The organism is Aquabacter spiritensis (assembly GCF_004346185.1).
GTDB lineage: Bacteria > Pseudomonadota > Alphaproteobacteria > Rhizobiales > Xanthobacteraceae > Aquabacter > Aquabacter spiritensis.
This window is the reverse complement of the sequence record NZ_SMAI01000002.1, coordinates 363377-378179: the sequence shown is the minus strand read 5'-3', so window position 1 is coordinate 378179 and position 14803 is coordinate 363377. Positions and strand designations below refer to the sequence as shown.

Annotated in this window: 11 protein-coding genes and 1 other RNA gene; 6 read left to right on the top strand and 6 right to left on the bottom strand. The window is 67.8% G+C overall.

All coding sequences use genetic code 11. From position 1 onward, the window contains the following. The first annotated feature begins 22 nt into the window (after positions 1–22). From EDC64_RS05895 to EDC64_RS05880, 4 genes are all read left to right on the top strand, one after another. The gene (locus tag EDC64_RS05895) at positions 23–613 is read left to right on the top strand and encodes a hypothetical protein (RefSeq protein WP_132030320.1); all 591 of its coding nucleotides are present in this window, start codon (positions 23–25) and stop codon (positions 611–613) included. 92 nt (positions 614–705) lie between these two features. Next, a complete protein-coding gene (locus tag EDC64_RS05890; RefSeq protein WP_420808947.1) occupies positions 706–3123 on the top strand; it encodes an ATP-dependent helicase in 2418 nt (805 codons plus the stop codon). Between the two features lie 260 nt (positions 3124–3383). After that, positions 3384–4565 (top strand): GGDEF domain-containing protein, encoded by a 1182-nt coding sequence (locus EDC64_RS05885; protein ID WP_165933653.1) that lies wholly within the window; start codon positions 3384–3386, stop codon positions 4563–4565. A 45-nt stretch (positions 4566–4610) separates the two neighbouring features. Continuing rightward, entirely contained in the window at positions 4611–5540 is a 930-nt protein-coding gene (locus EDC64_RS05880) for a 50S ribosomal protein L11 methyltransferase (protein WP_132030318.1), read from the top strand. A gap of 27 nt (positions 5541–5567) precedes the next feature. Here the strand turns inward: EDC64_RS05880 and EDC64_RS05875 are convergent, their stop codons facing one another. Continuing rightward, positions 5568–5747, bottom strand: a complete 180-nt coding sequence (locus tag EDC64_RS05875; RefSeq protein WP_132030317.1) for a hypothetical protein — start codon at positions 5745–5747, stop codon at positions 5568–5570. Between the two features lie 171 nt (positions 5748–5918). Continuing rightward, entirely contained in the window at positions 5919–6428 is a 510-nt protein-coding gene (locus EDC64_RS05870; protein WP_132030316.1) for a thioesterase family protein, read from the bottom strand. 242 nt (positions 6429–6670) lie between these two features. Here EDC64_RS05870 and EDC64_RS05865 point away from each other — a divergent pair, with 242 nt between their 5' ends. Both EDC64_RS05865 and EDC64_RS05860 read left to right on the top strand, forming a co-directional pair. Beyond that, complete coding sequence (locus tag EDC64_RS05865) at positions 6671–8083, top strand: FAD-linked oxidase C-terminal domain-containing protein (RefSeq protein WP_132030315.1); 1413 nt, start codon at positions 6671–6673, stop codon at positions 8081–8083. A gap of 55 nt (positions 8084–8138) precedes the next feature. Next, positions 8139–11822 carry an AsmA family protein gene (locus EDC64_RS05860; RefSeq protein WP_132030314.1) on the top strand — a complete coding sequence of 1228 codons (3684 nt, stop codon included), beginning with the start codon at positions 8139–8141 and terminating at the stop codon, positions 11820–11822. A gap of 31 nt (positions 11823–11853) precedes the next feature. On the opposite strand, the gene EDC64_RS05855 is transcribed toward EDC64_RS05860, so the two are convergent. The 4 genes from EDC64_RS05855 to ssrA form a co-directional block, all read right to left on the bottom strand. Continuing rightward, positions 11854–12399 carry a dihydrofolate reductase gene (locus EDC64_RS05855; RefSeq protein ID WP_132030313.1) on the bottom strand — a complete coding sequence of 182 codons (546 nt, stop codon included), beginning with the start codon at positions 12397–12399 and terminating at the stop codon, positions 11854–11856. After that, positions 12399–13652: a flavin monoamine oxidase family protein gene (locus EDC64_RS05850; RefSeq protein ID WP_132030312.1), complete on the bottom strand. Its 1254-nt coding sequence runs from the start codon at positions 13650–13652 to the stop codon at positions 12399–12401. The genes EDC64_RS05855 and EDC64_RS05850 overlap by 1 nt, the downstream gene beginning before the upstream one ends. Before the next feature lie 30 nt (positions 13653–13682). Beyond that, positions 13683–14312 carry an SspB family protein gene (locus EDC64_RS05845; protein ID WP_132030311.1) on the bottom strand — a complete coding sequence of 210 codons (630 nt, stop codon included), beginning with the start codon at positions 14310–14312 and terminating at the stop codon, positions 13683–13685. A gap of 109 nt (positions 14313–14421) precedes the next feature. Then, positions 14422–14789, bottom strand: a transfer-messenger RNA (tmRNA) gene (gene ssrA, locus EDC64_RS05840). Positions 14790–14803 lie beyond the last annotated feature (14 nt).

Below are 14803 nucleotides of genomic sequence, written 5' to 3'. Positions count from 1 at the left end.
TTCAAGGAGGGACGAAGGGTCCATGCGACTGATTGCTTCTTTGGCGGGCCTTGTCCTCGCCGCGTCCGGTGTCGCGGCTTTCGCGCAGACACCCCCTGCAGCTCCCACCGGCGCTCAGCCGGCCATGACGCAGGCCGGCACGCCGCAGCGGCCCGAAATCCACATTTCTCGACCGATCGAGATGGTGCTGATCGAACAGGCCGCCGGCATGAGCTTCGACGGCAAGACTTTGACCCTTACGGGCGTTCCGCCTGTGGCGTCCTTCCGGGTCGATCGCCCGGAGCGGATCGGTGGCACCATGACGACCGAGCAGTTCGTCAAGATTTGGAACGCCACGGTCCGGATGTTCAAGAACGACCCGCCGAACGCCGCACTGACCATTCTCGGGCCGCAGCCGACGCAGGTGATCGTGGAATTGGGCAGCGTCACCCAGAACGGCACCACCCTGGTCTTCAATGCCGGGCTGCTGGACGGCGACATCCCCTCGAGCGGCGGACCGGTCAATCTCGTGACCGCGCCCACCGTCTATCGCCCGCTGGAAGGCGCCGGCACGTTCCTGAAGTGCTGGTGGAGCCCCTATTGGGTGGAGCGGGTCTGCCGCGCCGGTTGGTGATTCCGGCCCCGCGAACCTTCCCCCTCGCAATCCCGCCCCGCCGGTGCCATTTTGTTCTCGCATGAGAATCACCGGCGAGGCGAGACACACGATTGGCTAGATCCCTGGAACAGCGCCCACATGGCGGCCATGACGCGCCCGGTGCGCCGGCCCCGAGGCCGGGCGGCATTGCCGCGCGCGCAATGGCGGGCGGTGCGCCGGCTCGGCCTTATCTCTCCGGCCTCAACCCCGAGCAGCGCGACGCGGTCGAGAGCCTGGAAGGCCCGCTGCTCGTCCTGGCCGGCGCCGGAACCGGAAAAACCCGCGTCCTGACCACCCGGATCGCCCATATCCTGTCGACCGGCCGCGCCTATCCCTCCCAGATCCTCGCCGTCACCTTCACGAACAAGGCGGCGCGCGAGATGAAGGAGCGGATCCATTCCATGGTGGGCGACGCCGTGGAGGGGATGCCGTGGCTCGGCACCTTCCATTCGATCGGCGTGCGCATTCTCCGTCGGCACTGTGAGTTGGTGGGCTTGAAGAGCGGCTTCACCATTCTCGATACCGACGATCAGATCCGCCTGCTCAAACAATTGCTGGCGGCGGAAAATATCGACGAGAAGCGGTGGCCGGCGCGGCTTCTCGCCGCCACCATCGACGGCTGGAAGAATCGCGGCCTGTCACCCGATTTGGTCCAGCCGGGAGAGGGCGCCACCTTCGCCAATGGGCGCGGGCAAATGCTCTATGCCGCCTATCAGGCCCGCCTGAAGGCGCTCAATGCGGTGGATTTCGGCGACCTTCTGCTCGAAGGCATCCGCCTGTTCCGCGAAGCGCCCGACGTGCTCGCGGACTATCATCGTCGGTTCAAGTACCTGTTGGTGGACGAATATCAGGACACCAACGTCGCCCAGTATCTCTGGCTGCGCCTCCTTGCCCAGGGGTCCCGCAATGTCTGCTGCGTCGGCGACGACGATCAGTCCATCTATGGCTGGCGCGGTGCGGAAGTGGACAACATCCTGCGCTTCGAGAGCGATTTTCCCGGCGCAAAGGTGATCCGCCTGGAGCGCAACTACCGTTCCACGGGGCATATTTTGGCTGCGGCCTCCCATCTCATCGCCCACAATGCGGGCCGCCTCGGCAAGACTCTGTTCTCAGAGGGGGTGGAGGGCGAGAAGGTCCGCGTCACCGGCGCCTGGGATTCCGGCGAGGAGGCCCGGGCGGTCGGCGAGGAGATCGAGACGCTCCAGCGCGCGGGTCACGCCTTGTCCCAGATCGCAATTCTGGTGCGGGCCTCGTTCCAGATGCGCGAATTCGAGGATCGTTTCGTCACATTGGGCATGCCCTACCGGGTCATTGGCGGGCCGCGCTTCTACGAGCGGGCGGAAATCCGCGATGCACTGGCCTATCTGCGGTGCGTCCAGTCGGCGTCCGACGATCTCGCCTTCGAGCGGATCGTCAATGTCCCGAAGCGCGGCATCGGCGATGCCACGCTGAAGCAGATCCACGATCTCGCACGGGCGGCCGCCCTGCCGCTGCAGGAGGCGGCCCGGACCCTCACGGAGAGCGAAGAGCTGAAGCCGAAGGTCCGTGCCACTTTGCGCGGCCTCGTCCAGTCGTTCGATCGGTGGCGCGTTCAGGCGCGGCAGGTGCCGCACACCGAGCTGGCCGAGGTCGTGCTGGACGAAAGCGGCTACACCGAGATGTGGCAGAAGGACCGCTCTGCGGAGGCGACCGGACGGCTCGAGAACCTCAAGGAACTGGTGCGCTCCATGGAGCCGTTCGAGAACCTCCAGGGATTTCTCGAACATATCTCGCTCGTCATGGATGCCGACAAGGGCGCGGGTGAGGATGCGGTGCAGGTGATGACGCTGCATTCCGCCAAGGGCCTGGAATTCGATACGGTCTATCTCCCGGGGTGGGAGGAAGGCCTGTTCCCGCATCAGCGCGCGCTCGACGAGCAAGGCAAAGCGGGCCTCGAAGAAGAGCGTCGGCTCGCTTATGTCGGCTTGACCCGCGCCCGGCTGAGCGCACGGGTCTATTTCGCCTCCAACCGGCGCATCCACGGCCTGTGGAATTCGACCCTGCCCAGCCGCTTTCTCGACGAACTCCCCGATCCCCACGTCCAAGTGGAGGAATCGAAGGGCGGCTTCGGCTGGGGCGGCTCCTCCTACGGCGCCCGGACTTCCGGTGAAAGCCGGTTCGACCGAACCACGCCGTTTGCCTCGACCTATGACACGCCCGGATGGCAGCGCGCCCAGGCGGCGCGGACAGGATCGGGCAATTCTTCGTCGGGCGGTTTTTCCGAGCGTGGTCGGCCCTTCGGGCGGGGCGCCGGCGGAGCGCCCGTCATCGAAGGCACGTTGCTTGCCGCGTCCACGGGACCAAAGAGCGCTTTCGCGATGGGCGAACGGGTGTTCCATCTGAAGTTCGGCTACGGCCAAGTCACCGACATCGACGGCAACAAACTGACCGTGCTGTTCGACAAGGCCGGCGAGAAGCGGGTTCTGGAAAGCTTCCTCGAAAAGGTGTGAACAGGTTCGGACCCGGCGGCCGGTCGCTTTCGAAGCGGGCGGCCCGCATTTGAGCGGAGCGCTCCGAGGGAGAGGGGTCGCCTCTTGGCGGATGGCCGCCGTTCCATTTTCCGCTTTCGCTTTCCTTCGCGGCAGGACCGGTTTATCAAGGAGTCGGAAGGTGGGTAGCAGAGTGCGCCCGGCTTGCGCTGAACACCTTTTCCTCTTGGCTCTTGTACTTCCTGATGCCGGTAGAGAATCTTGCACTTCTAATTGCTGAGATGGCCGTTTATTTCGGCCTGATGCTCGCCTTGTTCCGGGCGCGGTCCCTGATCGGCATCGGTGGTCTGTTCTGTGCGCTCGGGGTGCTGCATTTCGCCACCGTCTATTTGGCGACGTCTTTCTTCTTTCTGCTCCCCTTCAACCTGGGTGCGTCCCCGGGATCGCTGGTGCTCTATGCCGGCTTCATGAGCATGCTGCTGCTGATCTATATCCGCGACGGCCTGTTCTCGGCCCGCCAGCCGGTCTACGGCCTCCTCCTCGGCAGCTTCCTTCTGACCATCGTTGCGGCGCTGCTCGGTTTCGAGCATGTCCGCATGCCGTTCAACCGGCCTGCGGACATCTCCTTTCTCAACCAGATGACGGCGCTCATGCTGTGGGGCACGCTGCTGCTCTTCGTCGAGTGCGCCTTCGTATTCCGCCTGTTCGAGTGGCTGATGGAGCGAACCGGCCGCAGGCTGTGGCTTTCCCTGTGGATCACGCTCGCTGCAGCGTGCACCTTCGATCAGGTCTTCTTTTTTCCGGCGCTTTATTTCGGCTTCGGTGTTCCGTTCGCGGCAGGCATCGGCAGCTTGGCGGGCAAGATCGTCGCGACGGCCTTCTATGCCGGGCTGATCGTGCTTTATCTGCGCTATGTGGAAGGCATTCCGACCCGGCGCGGGCGCGGCGCGATGCGGATCGCCGACACCCGCCGGCGCCACGATCCGGAAACCGGCGTGTTCCACCGGGCACGCTTCGATCTGTTGGCGCAGGACCTCGTGAGCATCAGCACCGTCACCGGCCGCCCTCTCTCCTTGATGCTGGTGGATGTCGATCTGTCTTCAGCCGTGGCGCATGCCGGTCAAAGCGCTGCAAGAGCCGTCCTTCGACTGGTGGCGCAAGCGACGAGCGAAGGGCTGCGGGTGGGCGATTATGTCGTGCGTTATGATGGCGATTGCTTCGCCGTGCTGGCACCGGGCCTGCCGCACCATGCGGCCATTCAGGTCGCGGCTGCCGTACATCAGCGCATCGACTCCATCATCGGCCTGCCGAACGGGGTCGGCCCGCCGGATATCGCGATCGGGGTTGCAACGACGTCGCTTGACGGGGAAACCCTATCCGCGCTTCTGTCTGCCGCCGACCGCAGGGTTGCTGCGGCAAAGACCCTCGGCAGCGGCCGGACCGTCGGCGCCTTCGCGGCCTGACGCCCTCTGGTCGACGGGTCAGTCACCGCCCACACCGGAATCCCCATGCTCGAAGGCCTGCTGCCCACCGACGCCACGCATTTCATGCGCGTTCACGCCCCGGAAAGAGATGCACGGCGCATCGCCGATCTGATCGCGGAGAGCTTCGATCCAGCGGAAGTCGCCGTCGCCAATTTCGAGCAGCCCGATGGCGACTGGGCGGTCGAGGCCTATGCAGGGAGTGCCTTCGATCCAGAACTCCTGCGCGACCTCGTGGTCGCCGCCGCCGGCGAGGCCTATGCGGCGCATGTGGAATTCGGCGCGCTTCAAGAAAAGGACTGGATCGCGGCCTCCTTGGAGGGGCTCGCACCGGTGCGGGTCGGGCCGTTCCACGTGCACGGATCGCACGATCGGGCCCGCGTCCCGGTCAATGGCATCGGCATCGAGATCGAGGCGGCCCTTGCCTTCGGCACCGGGCACCACGGGACGACGCAGGGATGCCTCGCCGCCATCGTCGACGAGGCCCGGCGCCGACGCCCCCGGCGCGTCCTGGACGTCGGGACCGGAACCGGCGTGCTGGCGATCGCCGCAGCCCGATTGTTCCGCATTCCGGTCATGGCCGGCGACATCGATGCGGTCGCGGTGCGAACGGCACGCGACAATTCTCGGGCCAATGCCAGCGGCGCCTTCGTACACACGGTGCTCGCGCCCGGCGTGGATGCCGGCCCGCTTCGGGCGGCGGCGCCCTACGATCTGATCCTGGCCAATATTCTCTTGCCGCCGCTGAAGCGGCTGGCACGGTCGCTTCGGCCCCTGCTTGCGCCGGGCGGACGCTTGGTCCTGTCCGGCCTGCTGACGTCGCATGCCAGCGCCGCCTTGGCGGCCTATCGCACACAAGGCCTCGTTCTGGTCCGCCGCCGGGACATCGAGGGTTGGACAACCCTTACGCTCGCGGTTGCGGAAAAGGAGAGAAAAGCAGCCTTACCGCCGACATAGGAGCGGGCGAAGTCCCCACGCCGACCGTCACTTGCGCGGATCGTCACCCGTCCGTTGGATGTAGAAGGCGAGCTCGCGCTCGGCACGCGCCATCTGCGCGGCGACGATCGACGCGTAAAGGCGGGCCCAAAGCCCCTTGCGCGATGCGCCGTCGCGGGTGGCAGCGGCGGTATATCCCTTGGTCGGGGAAAGGGTTACGGCGCTCATGAGGAGACCTCCAATGCATCCGAAACGGCACGGCCGCCAGATGATGCATTGCAATATATTATTGAATGCGCCGCAGCAGAACTGATTGGTCAGCATGGCTGACCTGCATGGAGCGCAGATGCCGGCTCAGTTTCCGTCTGGGAAAACCCGTATCGCGAAGAGATACGGAGATCAGCAGCGCGGGCTCATGGCGACGCTTCGGCCCAACCCGTCCGGGATGGGAAGCGCGCCGTGCACCGCCTTCATTCCGGCGATTCGCTCGAGAATTTCGTCGGGGAATGGCACAACCCGTCGGGTGGCGAGATCGACATGAAGGGCGACTAGCTCGCAGCACGCCGAAATCCAGCCGTCGGACCCGTGATGCAGCTGCAGAAAGAGATGGAGCCTTTTCTCATCATAATCGACCAGTTGGACCGTGGCGCGAACGGTCCCGACATTGGGCAATTCCCGCAAATAGCGCACATGGGTCTCGGCGGTGAAGAATGAGGCCCGGCGCGCTTCGGCATAATGCGGACCCAAACCAATCAGGGCCATGGCCTCGTCGGTCGCCCGATCGAACAACACGTTATAATAGGCCATGTTGACGTGGCCATTATAGTCCATCCACTCCGTCTCGATCTTCAACGGCGAAGACACGAAAGGGGCAAAGAAGACGGGCTCGAAAGCGCTTCGATCCCACATGGCGACCCTGCCGTTTCCTGGAGTGATGCATCGCAATCCCGCGGTGCCCGGTGAAAGCGCAGTGTGACGCGAACCAAGCCATTGTCATCGTTCGATTTGACGTAAAAATGTCGCTGCTGCGGAAGGTTCGGACAGAAACCGCGGCCCCGGTCGGGGGCAAATCGCCGTTTTGCCGCCGACGCGCCCCGGTTTAAGGTGGCGCACGCGTTCCGCGCGACACGCTGCTTTTTAAGGATTCTTAAATGGTTGTCGCAGATGCGAAGGTTGAGCCCGAGCTCGGGGGCGATTTTTCGGCAGCGTCGGAAGCTCTGCTGAACGCGCTCGGTAACAAAGTCGTGATGTCGGCCGCGATATGCGCCCAGCATGCCAATATCACCACCTATCTGCCGAACGAACCGCCCGACGCCGTCGTCTATGCCAACGATACGCGCGACGTGCAGACGGTCGTCGGCATCTGCCGGGAATTCGGCGTCCCCCTGATCCCGTTCGGAACGGGCACGTCGCTCGAAGGCCACGTCAACGCGCCGTATGGCGGCATCAGCCTGGACCTGTCGCGCATGGACCGGATCCTCGCCGTCCATGCCGACGATCTCGACTGCGTCATCGAGCCGGGCGTGACCCGCAAGCGGCTGAACGAGAATTTGCGCGACCAAGGCTTGTTCTTCCCGATCGATCCCGGGGCCGACGCCTCGCTCGGCGGCATGGTCTCGACCCGCGCCTCCGGGACCAATGCGGTGCGCTACGGCACCATGAAGGACAATGTCCTCGCCTTGAAGGTCGTCCTGCCCAATGGCGATGTCATCACAACGGCGCGCCGCGCCCGCAAGACATCCGCCGGCTATGATCTCACACGGCTTTTCGTCGGCGCGGAGGGCACGCTCGGCGTGATCACCGAGATCACCCTGCGGCTCTACGGGATTCCGGAAACGATCGTCGCCGGCGTCTGCCCCTTCCCGACCATCCGGGACGCCTGCGACACGGTGATCGAGACCATCCAATCGGGCGTGCCGGTGGCGCGGATCGAGCTGCTGGACGAGGTGCAGGTGCGTGCCTCGAACGGCTATGCCAAGCTCGGCCTGCCGGAGACGCCGCATCTTTTCCTGGAATTCCACGGTACCCCGGCCGGCGCCCGGGAGCAGGCCGAGCGCTTTGCGGAGATCGCTGCGGCTCATTCGGCCGGCGCTTTCGTCTCGGCCGACCGGCCGGAGGATCGCAACCGTCTCTGGCAGGCGCGGCACGATGCCTATTGGTCCGTCCTGCCGCTTCGCCCCGGCGCGAAGGCGGTCGCCACCGATGTCTGCGTGCCGCTCTCCCGCCTCGCCGATTGCGTCATGGAGACCAAGCGCGACATCGAGGAGATGGGACTGATCGCACCCATTGTCGGTCATGTCGGCGACGGCAATTTCCACACCACTCTGATGGTCGACGTGGCGGATCCTGCCGATACGGCAAAAGCCAAGCTCTTCATGGCGCGCATGGTCGAGCGGGCGATCGCCATGGACGGCACCTGTACCGGCGAACACGGGGTGGGCCAGGGCAAGATGAAATATCTCGCCGCGGAGCACGGCGCGGCGACGCTCGATGCCATGCGCACTCTGAAGCGTGCGTTCGACCCTCAAAACATCATGAATCCCGGCAAGATTGTCGCTGTCTGAACTCAGCACGGCGCGCACCCTCGGGGCGCGCCGTGCACAAGCGTGAAGGTCCGAGGTGCAAGGCATCCTCATCACCATCGCGACGGCGGTGATCGCCGTCATCGTTGCGGCGTTCGCCACTCCTTATGTCGTGGATTGGAACGCCTGGCGCGCGACGTTCGAAAGCGAGGCGAGCCGCACGCTCGGGGTGCCGGTGCTGATTCGCGGCCCCATCCAGGCCGAACTCCTGCCCGTCCCCCGGCTGACGCTTCGCGCGGTCACGATCGGCGCCGATGGCGTCTCGACCGGGGGCAGCGTCGAGCGGCTCGACGCCGAATTCTCGCTCGGCGCCATGATGCGCGGCAATCTGGAAGCGCGCGGTGTAACCTTGGTGCGGCCGCGGCTCCGGGCGGTGCTGGACAGTGCCGGGCGGATCGCCGCGCCCACCGGCGCCGGCGTTCCCATTGGGCTCGCCATCGACCGGCTTACGATCCGCGATGGGGCGATCGACCTCCTCGACCGCGGCGCGGACCGCACCCTGCGCCTGACCCGGCTCGATCTCGAGGGTGAGGCGCGCTCGCTCTCCGGCCCGTTCCGGCTCGACGGCAGCGGCGAAGCCGGGGGCAGGTCTTACGGGCTGCGCGTCTCTCTCGGCAGAATCGGTGAGGAACCGAGCCGCCTGCGTCTCATTGCGGAGGCACACGACCGCCCGGTCATGCTCGATTTCGACGGTACGTTCCGCATGGAGCGCGGCACGCCGCGCTTTTCCGGCCACGCAAGTCTGGTGCGTCGGGGCGATGCGACGACCGGCGGCGCATGGCGGATCGGAGCCAATCTGCGCGCCGACCCGGAAGCCCTGGTAGCTGAAAACCTCGAACTCTCGCTCGGCGACGAGGCGCGGCCCGCGCAACTGGCCGGTTCGGCGCGACTCTCCCTCGGGCGGGCGATCGCCCTCGATGCCGTCCTCAATGCCCGCGCCCTCGATGCCGATGCGCTGTTCCCCACGGCCGCCACCGCCGCACGCACACCGAGCGATGCGCTGGCGGGTCTTGCAGCGGCCTTCGCGGCTCTTCCCACGCCCGAATTCCGCGCCCGGATCGGGGCCGCGGTGGAACAGCTCACGGTGGGGGGAACGGTGGTGCGCGATGCGCGGCTCGATTTGACAGGCGGCACCGATGGCTGGCACGTCGACAATGCCGAGGCGCGGTTGCCCGGCCAGACGACGCTGCGCCTCTCCGGAACGCCTGCCCGCGCCGATGGCGGCGGCACATTCGAGGGCGATCTCACCTTCGCATCGGATGAACCGACCGTGTTCCTGCGGTGGGCCGCCCCCCGCGCCAAGCCGGAACTCGCCGCCGCGCTGAGCGGGCCGGTGCGGCTCTCGGGCCGTGTCGTCGCGCGGGATGATCTGATTTCGGCGGATGCTGTAAAGCTGAGCATAGGCGACGCCCGCGCCTCCGGATCGGGAGCCCTGCGCTATGGCCCCCCGCCCCGGCTCGATGTCGCGCTGACCCTCGATGGCTTCGATCTCGACCCGGTCATCGCCGCCGCGCGGCCTCTGATCCAGGGCACCGATGGTGCGATCGAAGGCGGCATCAAACTCGAGGGGCGGCGGTTGCGCTTGTCTGGCCTTCCTCTCGGCGCACTGTCCCTCGCCGCTGTCGGACGCGACAACGCCTGGATTCTGACGCGACTGTCGATCGCCGACCTCGCCGGACTCGCGCTCGACGGATCAGGCCGATTTGAGCGCCTCGCCGATCCGCTGCGCGGCACTCTCGACCTGACGGTCGCCGGTGCCCGCGCCGACGGTTTGGTTCCGATCGTGCGGCTGATCGCCGGCGCCGCGGCGGCCGATACGCTGGCCGGACTGCTGCCGATCGCCGCCCCCGTCAAGCTCGCCAGCACCGCCGCCTGGACGGAGGCGGGGGGCGCGAGCCTTTCCGCCGAGGGGACTTTGGGCCTCGTCTCCGGCCGCGCCGCCTTCGCCCGTGCCAAGGCCGGGGCGCTCGACCGGGTCGACCTCGCACTCGCCGCCAGCGATGCCGCGCGGGTGCTGGAAGCCGCGGGCCTGCCGGGCCTGAAGCCGGGCCAAGGTCCGGGTCGGCTCGACCTCACGCTTCGGCCGGAGCCCGGCGGGGGCGCCGCCTTCGACGGCCGTCTCATTCTCGCCGATGCCAGCGCCTCCGGCGCCGGTAAGGTCGCGCTCTCCCAGGACGGACAGGTCCTTCCACGCCTGAAGGGCGAGATCCGAAGCACCGATCTTTCCCGCGTCATCGCGAGCCTCGCCGCGATGGAAACGGGTCCGGTACCGGCCAGCCTCGCCTTCGACCTCTCGCGCGTCGATGGGCGGTGGCACTTCGCCGGGCTCGCCGGGTCCCTTGCCGGCGGCACACTGACCGGAGCCGTGACGCTCGATCCCGCACCCCAGCCCCGGCTCAGCGGAACCCTCGCCGTCGAAGCGATCTCGCTGCCGCGTCTGATCGGCCTCTGGGGCGCGCGCAGCACCGGTGCGGACGCCGGCACCGGAATCTGGCCAGCGGCGCGCTTCTCCGGCGGGGCGCCACTTCCACTCGCCCTCGCCCTCGACCTGTCCGCCCGGCGCATCGACCTGTCGGGCGCCTATGCCCTCTCCGACGGACGCGTGCGCCTCGCGGCGGACGCCCAGAGCCTGGAAATGCGCGATATCGCGGGAGGGTTCGGTGGCGGACAATTTTCCGGCGCGATGACCTTAAGGCGGCGGCCGGATGGGCTCGCGGCGGATGGGCGGATCGCGCTGGCCGACGTCGCCGCCGCGGCGCTTCTCGCCCCGCTCGCGCCCCGTACACCGCCCGCCGGCCGGATCACCCTCTCCCTCGACCTGCTCGGCAGCGGCCGCAGCCCCCAGACTCTGGTTCAGAGCCTCTCCGGGCAGGGCACACTCGGCGTCGCCGGCTTGGAGATCCAAAATGCCGACCCCCGCGCGCTGGACGTCGTCCTCGCCGAGACCACGACGGGGCAACCGCCGGACGAACGCCGCACCGCGCAAATGTTCGATCGTGCACTTCACCGAGGCCCCTTGCGCCTCGAATTGGTCGAAACCGCCTTCGGTGTGGTCAATGGCGCCATTCGTCTCTCCCCCGGCCGCGCCCAAGTCGGCCCGGTTCGCGCCACCTTCAACGGAACGCTCGATCCGGTCCGCCTGCTGATGGAGGCGAGCCTGGAATTGGAGGCGTCCGAGGCCGGCGGTGCGACACCGGGCGGATCGATCCTCTGGCAAGGCCCGCTCGCGGCGCCCGAGCGACGCGTGACAGCCGCGCCGCTGGCGACCGCCATCGCCATGCGCGCGATCGACCGCGAAACCCGGCTGCTGGAGGAGCGGCGTACCCTGGGCGTCGATACCGGCGCCGGCGGCACACCCCCAGCCGGAAATCCGACCGCCCCCTCCACCCAACAGCGCCCCGCCGGCGGAACGCCCGCGGCTGCACTCCCTCCCACGCCGCCGGCTCGGGCGCCCGAGCCGGCGCGCGTCCCGGACCCGCCACGGGCGAGCGAACCTGCGGCCCGTCCGACGCAGCCCCAGCGCAGCCCCGAGACCCGCGCGCCGGAGCCTCGCCAGCCCGCTCCGGCCTCGGCACAGGCGCCGCCTCTGGCGCCTCCGGTGGACATCGGTCCCGGCGTGCGGCCGCGGGCGGTGCGTCCCGATCCCGACTCGGCGCCCTATCGCCCGCCGGCGGGCTTCGGCACCATCCCGCGGCCGCCCGGCCTCGTCCCGGGCGAATGAGCGCAGCCAAGGAACATGGGACGATCCGCCGTCAGTCCCCGCGTGCGCCTGCGCTTTCGGCGCGCGCCGCGGCGCGTTCGAGCGTCAGATAAGTGAAGGGGGCCTCGTCGCCGGCTCCCTGGAGCGGTCCCTCCCGACCCGTTTCCCGCCACGCGCTGGGATCGTACGGGGTGAGAAAGACGTCGCCCTCGGGCGCGGCGTGCACCTGCGTCAGGTGAACGATGCGCGTCAAAGGAAGCGTCTCGGCGAACACGCGCCGCCCACCGATCACCATGATCTCCGGCGCGCCGAGATCCCGGCCCGCGGCATCGGCGAGAGCCAAAGCGGCGTCCAGCGTCCGGCCCACGTACACGCCCTCCGGCGCCACGAAGCCTGGATCCGCCGAGACGACGACCGAGATCCGGCCGGGCAGAACCCTGCCGATCGATTGGAACGTCCGACGTCCCATCAGAATCGGCTTTCCCCAGGTGAGGGCGCGGAACCTCTTGAGGTCCGACGGCAGGCGAAACGGCAAGGCGTCGCCGCGGCCGATCACGCCGTTCTCCGCCATGGCGACGATATGAGCGAGCGGCAGCATCAAGCGGCTCGTGACATGGCGGCGAGGCAGGCTCGCGCGGCCGCGATCCCCGACAGATGGGCGCCGTGGCAGGTGGAAAAATCGCTGCGCGCGACGGCCTCGCCGGCAAAGAACACGCGGTCTCCCAGCGGTGCGAGCAGCCGCTCGCGCAGATGCGCCCGGCCCGGCAGCGCCGAGGAATAGCCGCCGCCGATCCACGGATCGCGCGCCCAGGAGGTGGCGCGGACGCGACCGACATGGCGGGAGATTTCGGACCCGAACGCGTCGGAAAGCGCGGCCAGGACGAAATCGCTCATCGCGGCCTCTCCGCTGCGGACCAGGGCGGCCGCGGTGTCGCCCGCTATATGGCCGATGGCCACGGGCTGCGGACCGGCGAGGATCTGGAAATTGACCGGCGCGCGCCCGCCCGAACAGACCGTGACGGCGGTGCGTTCGGAAAAGCCGAAGACGTCGCGATCAAAGCCGATCGCAACCTTCTCGGCCACGCCCAAAGTCAGGCCTGCGAACGCTTCGGCGAGTGGCGGAGGCAGCGCGGGGGCGAAAGCGAGCCGCCCCTGGGCGATCACCGGCACAGGAACGCATACGATCGCAGCCCGCGCGGTAACCGTGCCGCGGGGGGTGGAAAGCCGGACCTGCGGACGAGACCAGTCGAGATCCGTGACCGGGCAGGCCAAAGTGACCGGCACCGCGGCGCCGTTGGCCCGGACCAGCGCGCCATAGCCGTCGAGGACGGGCCAGTTCGCTTCGGTGCCGGAATAGGCCGCGAAATCCGCCGTCGAAACGTCCTCGGGCGGACTCGCAGTCATCAGCGCAAGCCAATGGCGAACCAGCGGATTCCAGCATCCGGCGTCGGCGACGACGGCGCTTGCGGCGACGTCGCGCCCGGCGAGCCCGGCGGCCCGGACGGCGGCGAAGGCGGAATCGACGGCGTGGGCGGCGGAGCCGGCCGTGGGCGCGGAGGCCCAGGCGCCGTCGAAAAACAGGTTGCGGACCAGGCGCGTGGGGGTGCTGCCATAGGCGAAGCCCAGCCGGTCGGCGATGGCGGTGAACGGGTTGTGGTCGGCGGAATGCAGCCAGTGGCAGCCGAGATCCCAAGGCCGATCAAAGGTTTCCGTGTCGGTAAAAGCGCGGCCGCCGGTGCGGTCGGCGGCCTCCAGGACCACGAACCGCACTCCGGAGGCGGCGAGTGCGGCGCCGGCCGCAAGGCCCGCAGCGCCGGCGCCGATCACCGCGACATCGTAATCATCCGACATAACAGGACCGGTTCGTCGGGGTTAACAGCCTTATTTCTTCCGGAACACGTCCAGACGAACGACTTCTGCACCACTTGTTCGGGTCTCTTCCGCCGCCGGTGGCGCATCGCCCCCATCCGCCGCGCTCCCGCTCTTTCCCGCCGCGCCCTCGAGCGGACCTGCGGGCAGGCGGGCGGAGCTGGACACCGCGGGCTCCGAGGCCGCGCCGCGGACCGAGGGCCGGATCGCGGTGGGCGCCGCGGTTTGGGCCCCGGTCGGGGACGCAGGAGTCTCGGCGGGAACCGGTGCGGCCGCGTCGCCCTCGGCGAGCTCGAACTGCAGGCCGAACTTCACGGAGGGGTCGAAGAAGCCCTTCAGGGCGGAAAACGGCACGACCAGCCGCTCGGGAATGCCGCCGAAGGAGAGACCGACCTCGAAGCCGGCATCGCTCACCTGCAGGTCCCAATATTGGTGCTGCAGGACGATGGTCATTTCCTCGGGATATTTTTCGCGCATGCGGTGCGAGAGACGCACGCCGGGGGCGCGGGTGTCGAAGGCGACGAAGAAATGGTGGTCTCCCGGCAGGCCGTCGCGCGCGGCATCGGCCAGCACGCGCCGCACCACGCCACGCAAGGCGTCCTGCGCCAGGAGGTCGTATCTGATGTGATCCGTCGACGCCATAATCGCCCGCAGCCGGCCTGGACTTCCGCCCCGACACAGTGCGCCGGGGGCGCTCCGCACGGACGGGAGACTCGTTCTCCTTCCCGCGAGGTCCGGCAGGCCCGAAGGAAGTGGAGGCTTCTGTTGCCAGGTGCCTCCGAACCCCGCCTATCCAGTGCTACCCGGTAGGACTTTGATTTCGATCGTCAAACCGCTCACGCGGCCTGAGCAACCGGAGCATAGTTGTCATTCGCAACTATAGGTCGGCCCGATGACGGCGGAACCATGCCGAGCGAAAGAAAGCCCTTTACACCCTCGTCGATCCTATTTCGCCCCCGCCGAAGCCCGCCGGCCCGGTAACAACCGGGAACGGGCTCTGGTGGAGGCGCCGGGTACTGCCCCCGGGTCCGAAAGGCTTATTCCGACAACCGTTTATCGCCATATCCAGCTTGCGCCGGCTCACCGAATATAGGCCGACTGGTCCCCCGATGAAAGGGGCGCGGTCCGATTTC

Bases quoted from the DNA above. Each gene is read 5' to 3' on its own strand.
- EDC64_RS05845 (WP_132030311.1), bottom strand. From the start codon at position 14,312: ATGGCGTCGACGGATCACATCAGATACGACCTCCTGGCGCAGGACGCC.
- EDC64_RS05875 (WP_132030317.1), bottom strand. From the start codon at position 5,747: ATGAGCGCCGTAACCCTTTCCCCGACCAAGGGATATACCGCCGCTGCC.
- EDC64_RS05880 (WP_132030318.1), top strand. From the start codon at position 4,611: ATGCTCGAAGGCCTGCTGCCCACCGACGCCACGCATTTCATGCGCGTT.
- EDC64_RS05885 (WP_165933653.1), top strand. From the start codon at position 3,384: ATGGCCGTTTATTTCGGCCTGATGCTCGCCTTGTTCCGGGCGCGGTCC.
- EDC64_RS05895 (WP_132030320.1), top strand. From the start codon at position 23: ATGCGACTGATTGCTTCTTTGGCGGGCCTTGTCCTCGCCGCGTCCGGT.
- EDC64_RS05870 (WP_132030316.1), bottom strand. From the start codon at position 6,428: ATGTGGGATCGAAGCGCTTTCGAGCCCGTCTTCTTTGCCCCTTTCGTG.
- EDC64_RS05855 (WP_132030313.1), bottom strand. From the start codon at position 12,399: ATGCTGCCGCTCGCTCATATCGTCGCCATGGCGGAGAACGGCGTGATC.
- EDC64_RS05850 (WP_132030312.1), bottom strand. From the start codon at position 13,652: ATGTCGGATGATTACGATGTCGCGGTGATCGGCGCCGGCGCTGCGGGC.
- EDC64_RS05865 (WP_132030315.1), top strand. From the start codon at position 6,671: ATGGTTGTCGCAGATGCGAAGGTTGAGCCCGAGCTCGGGGGCGATTTT.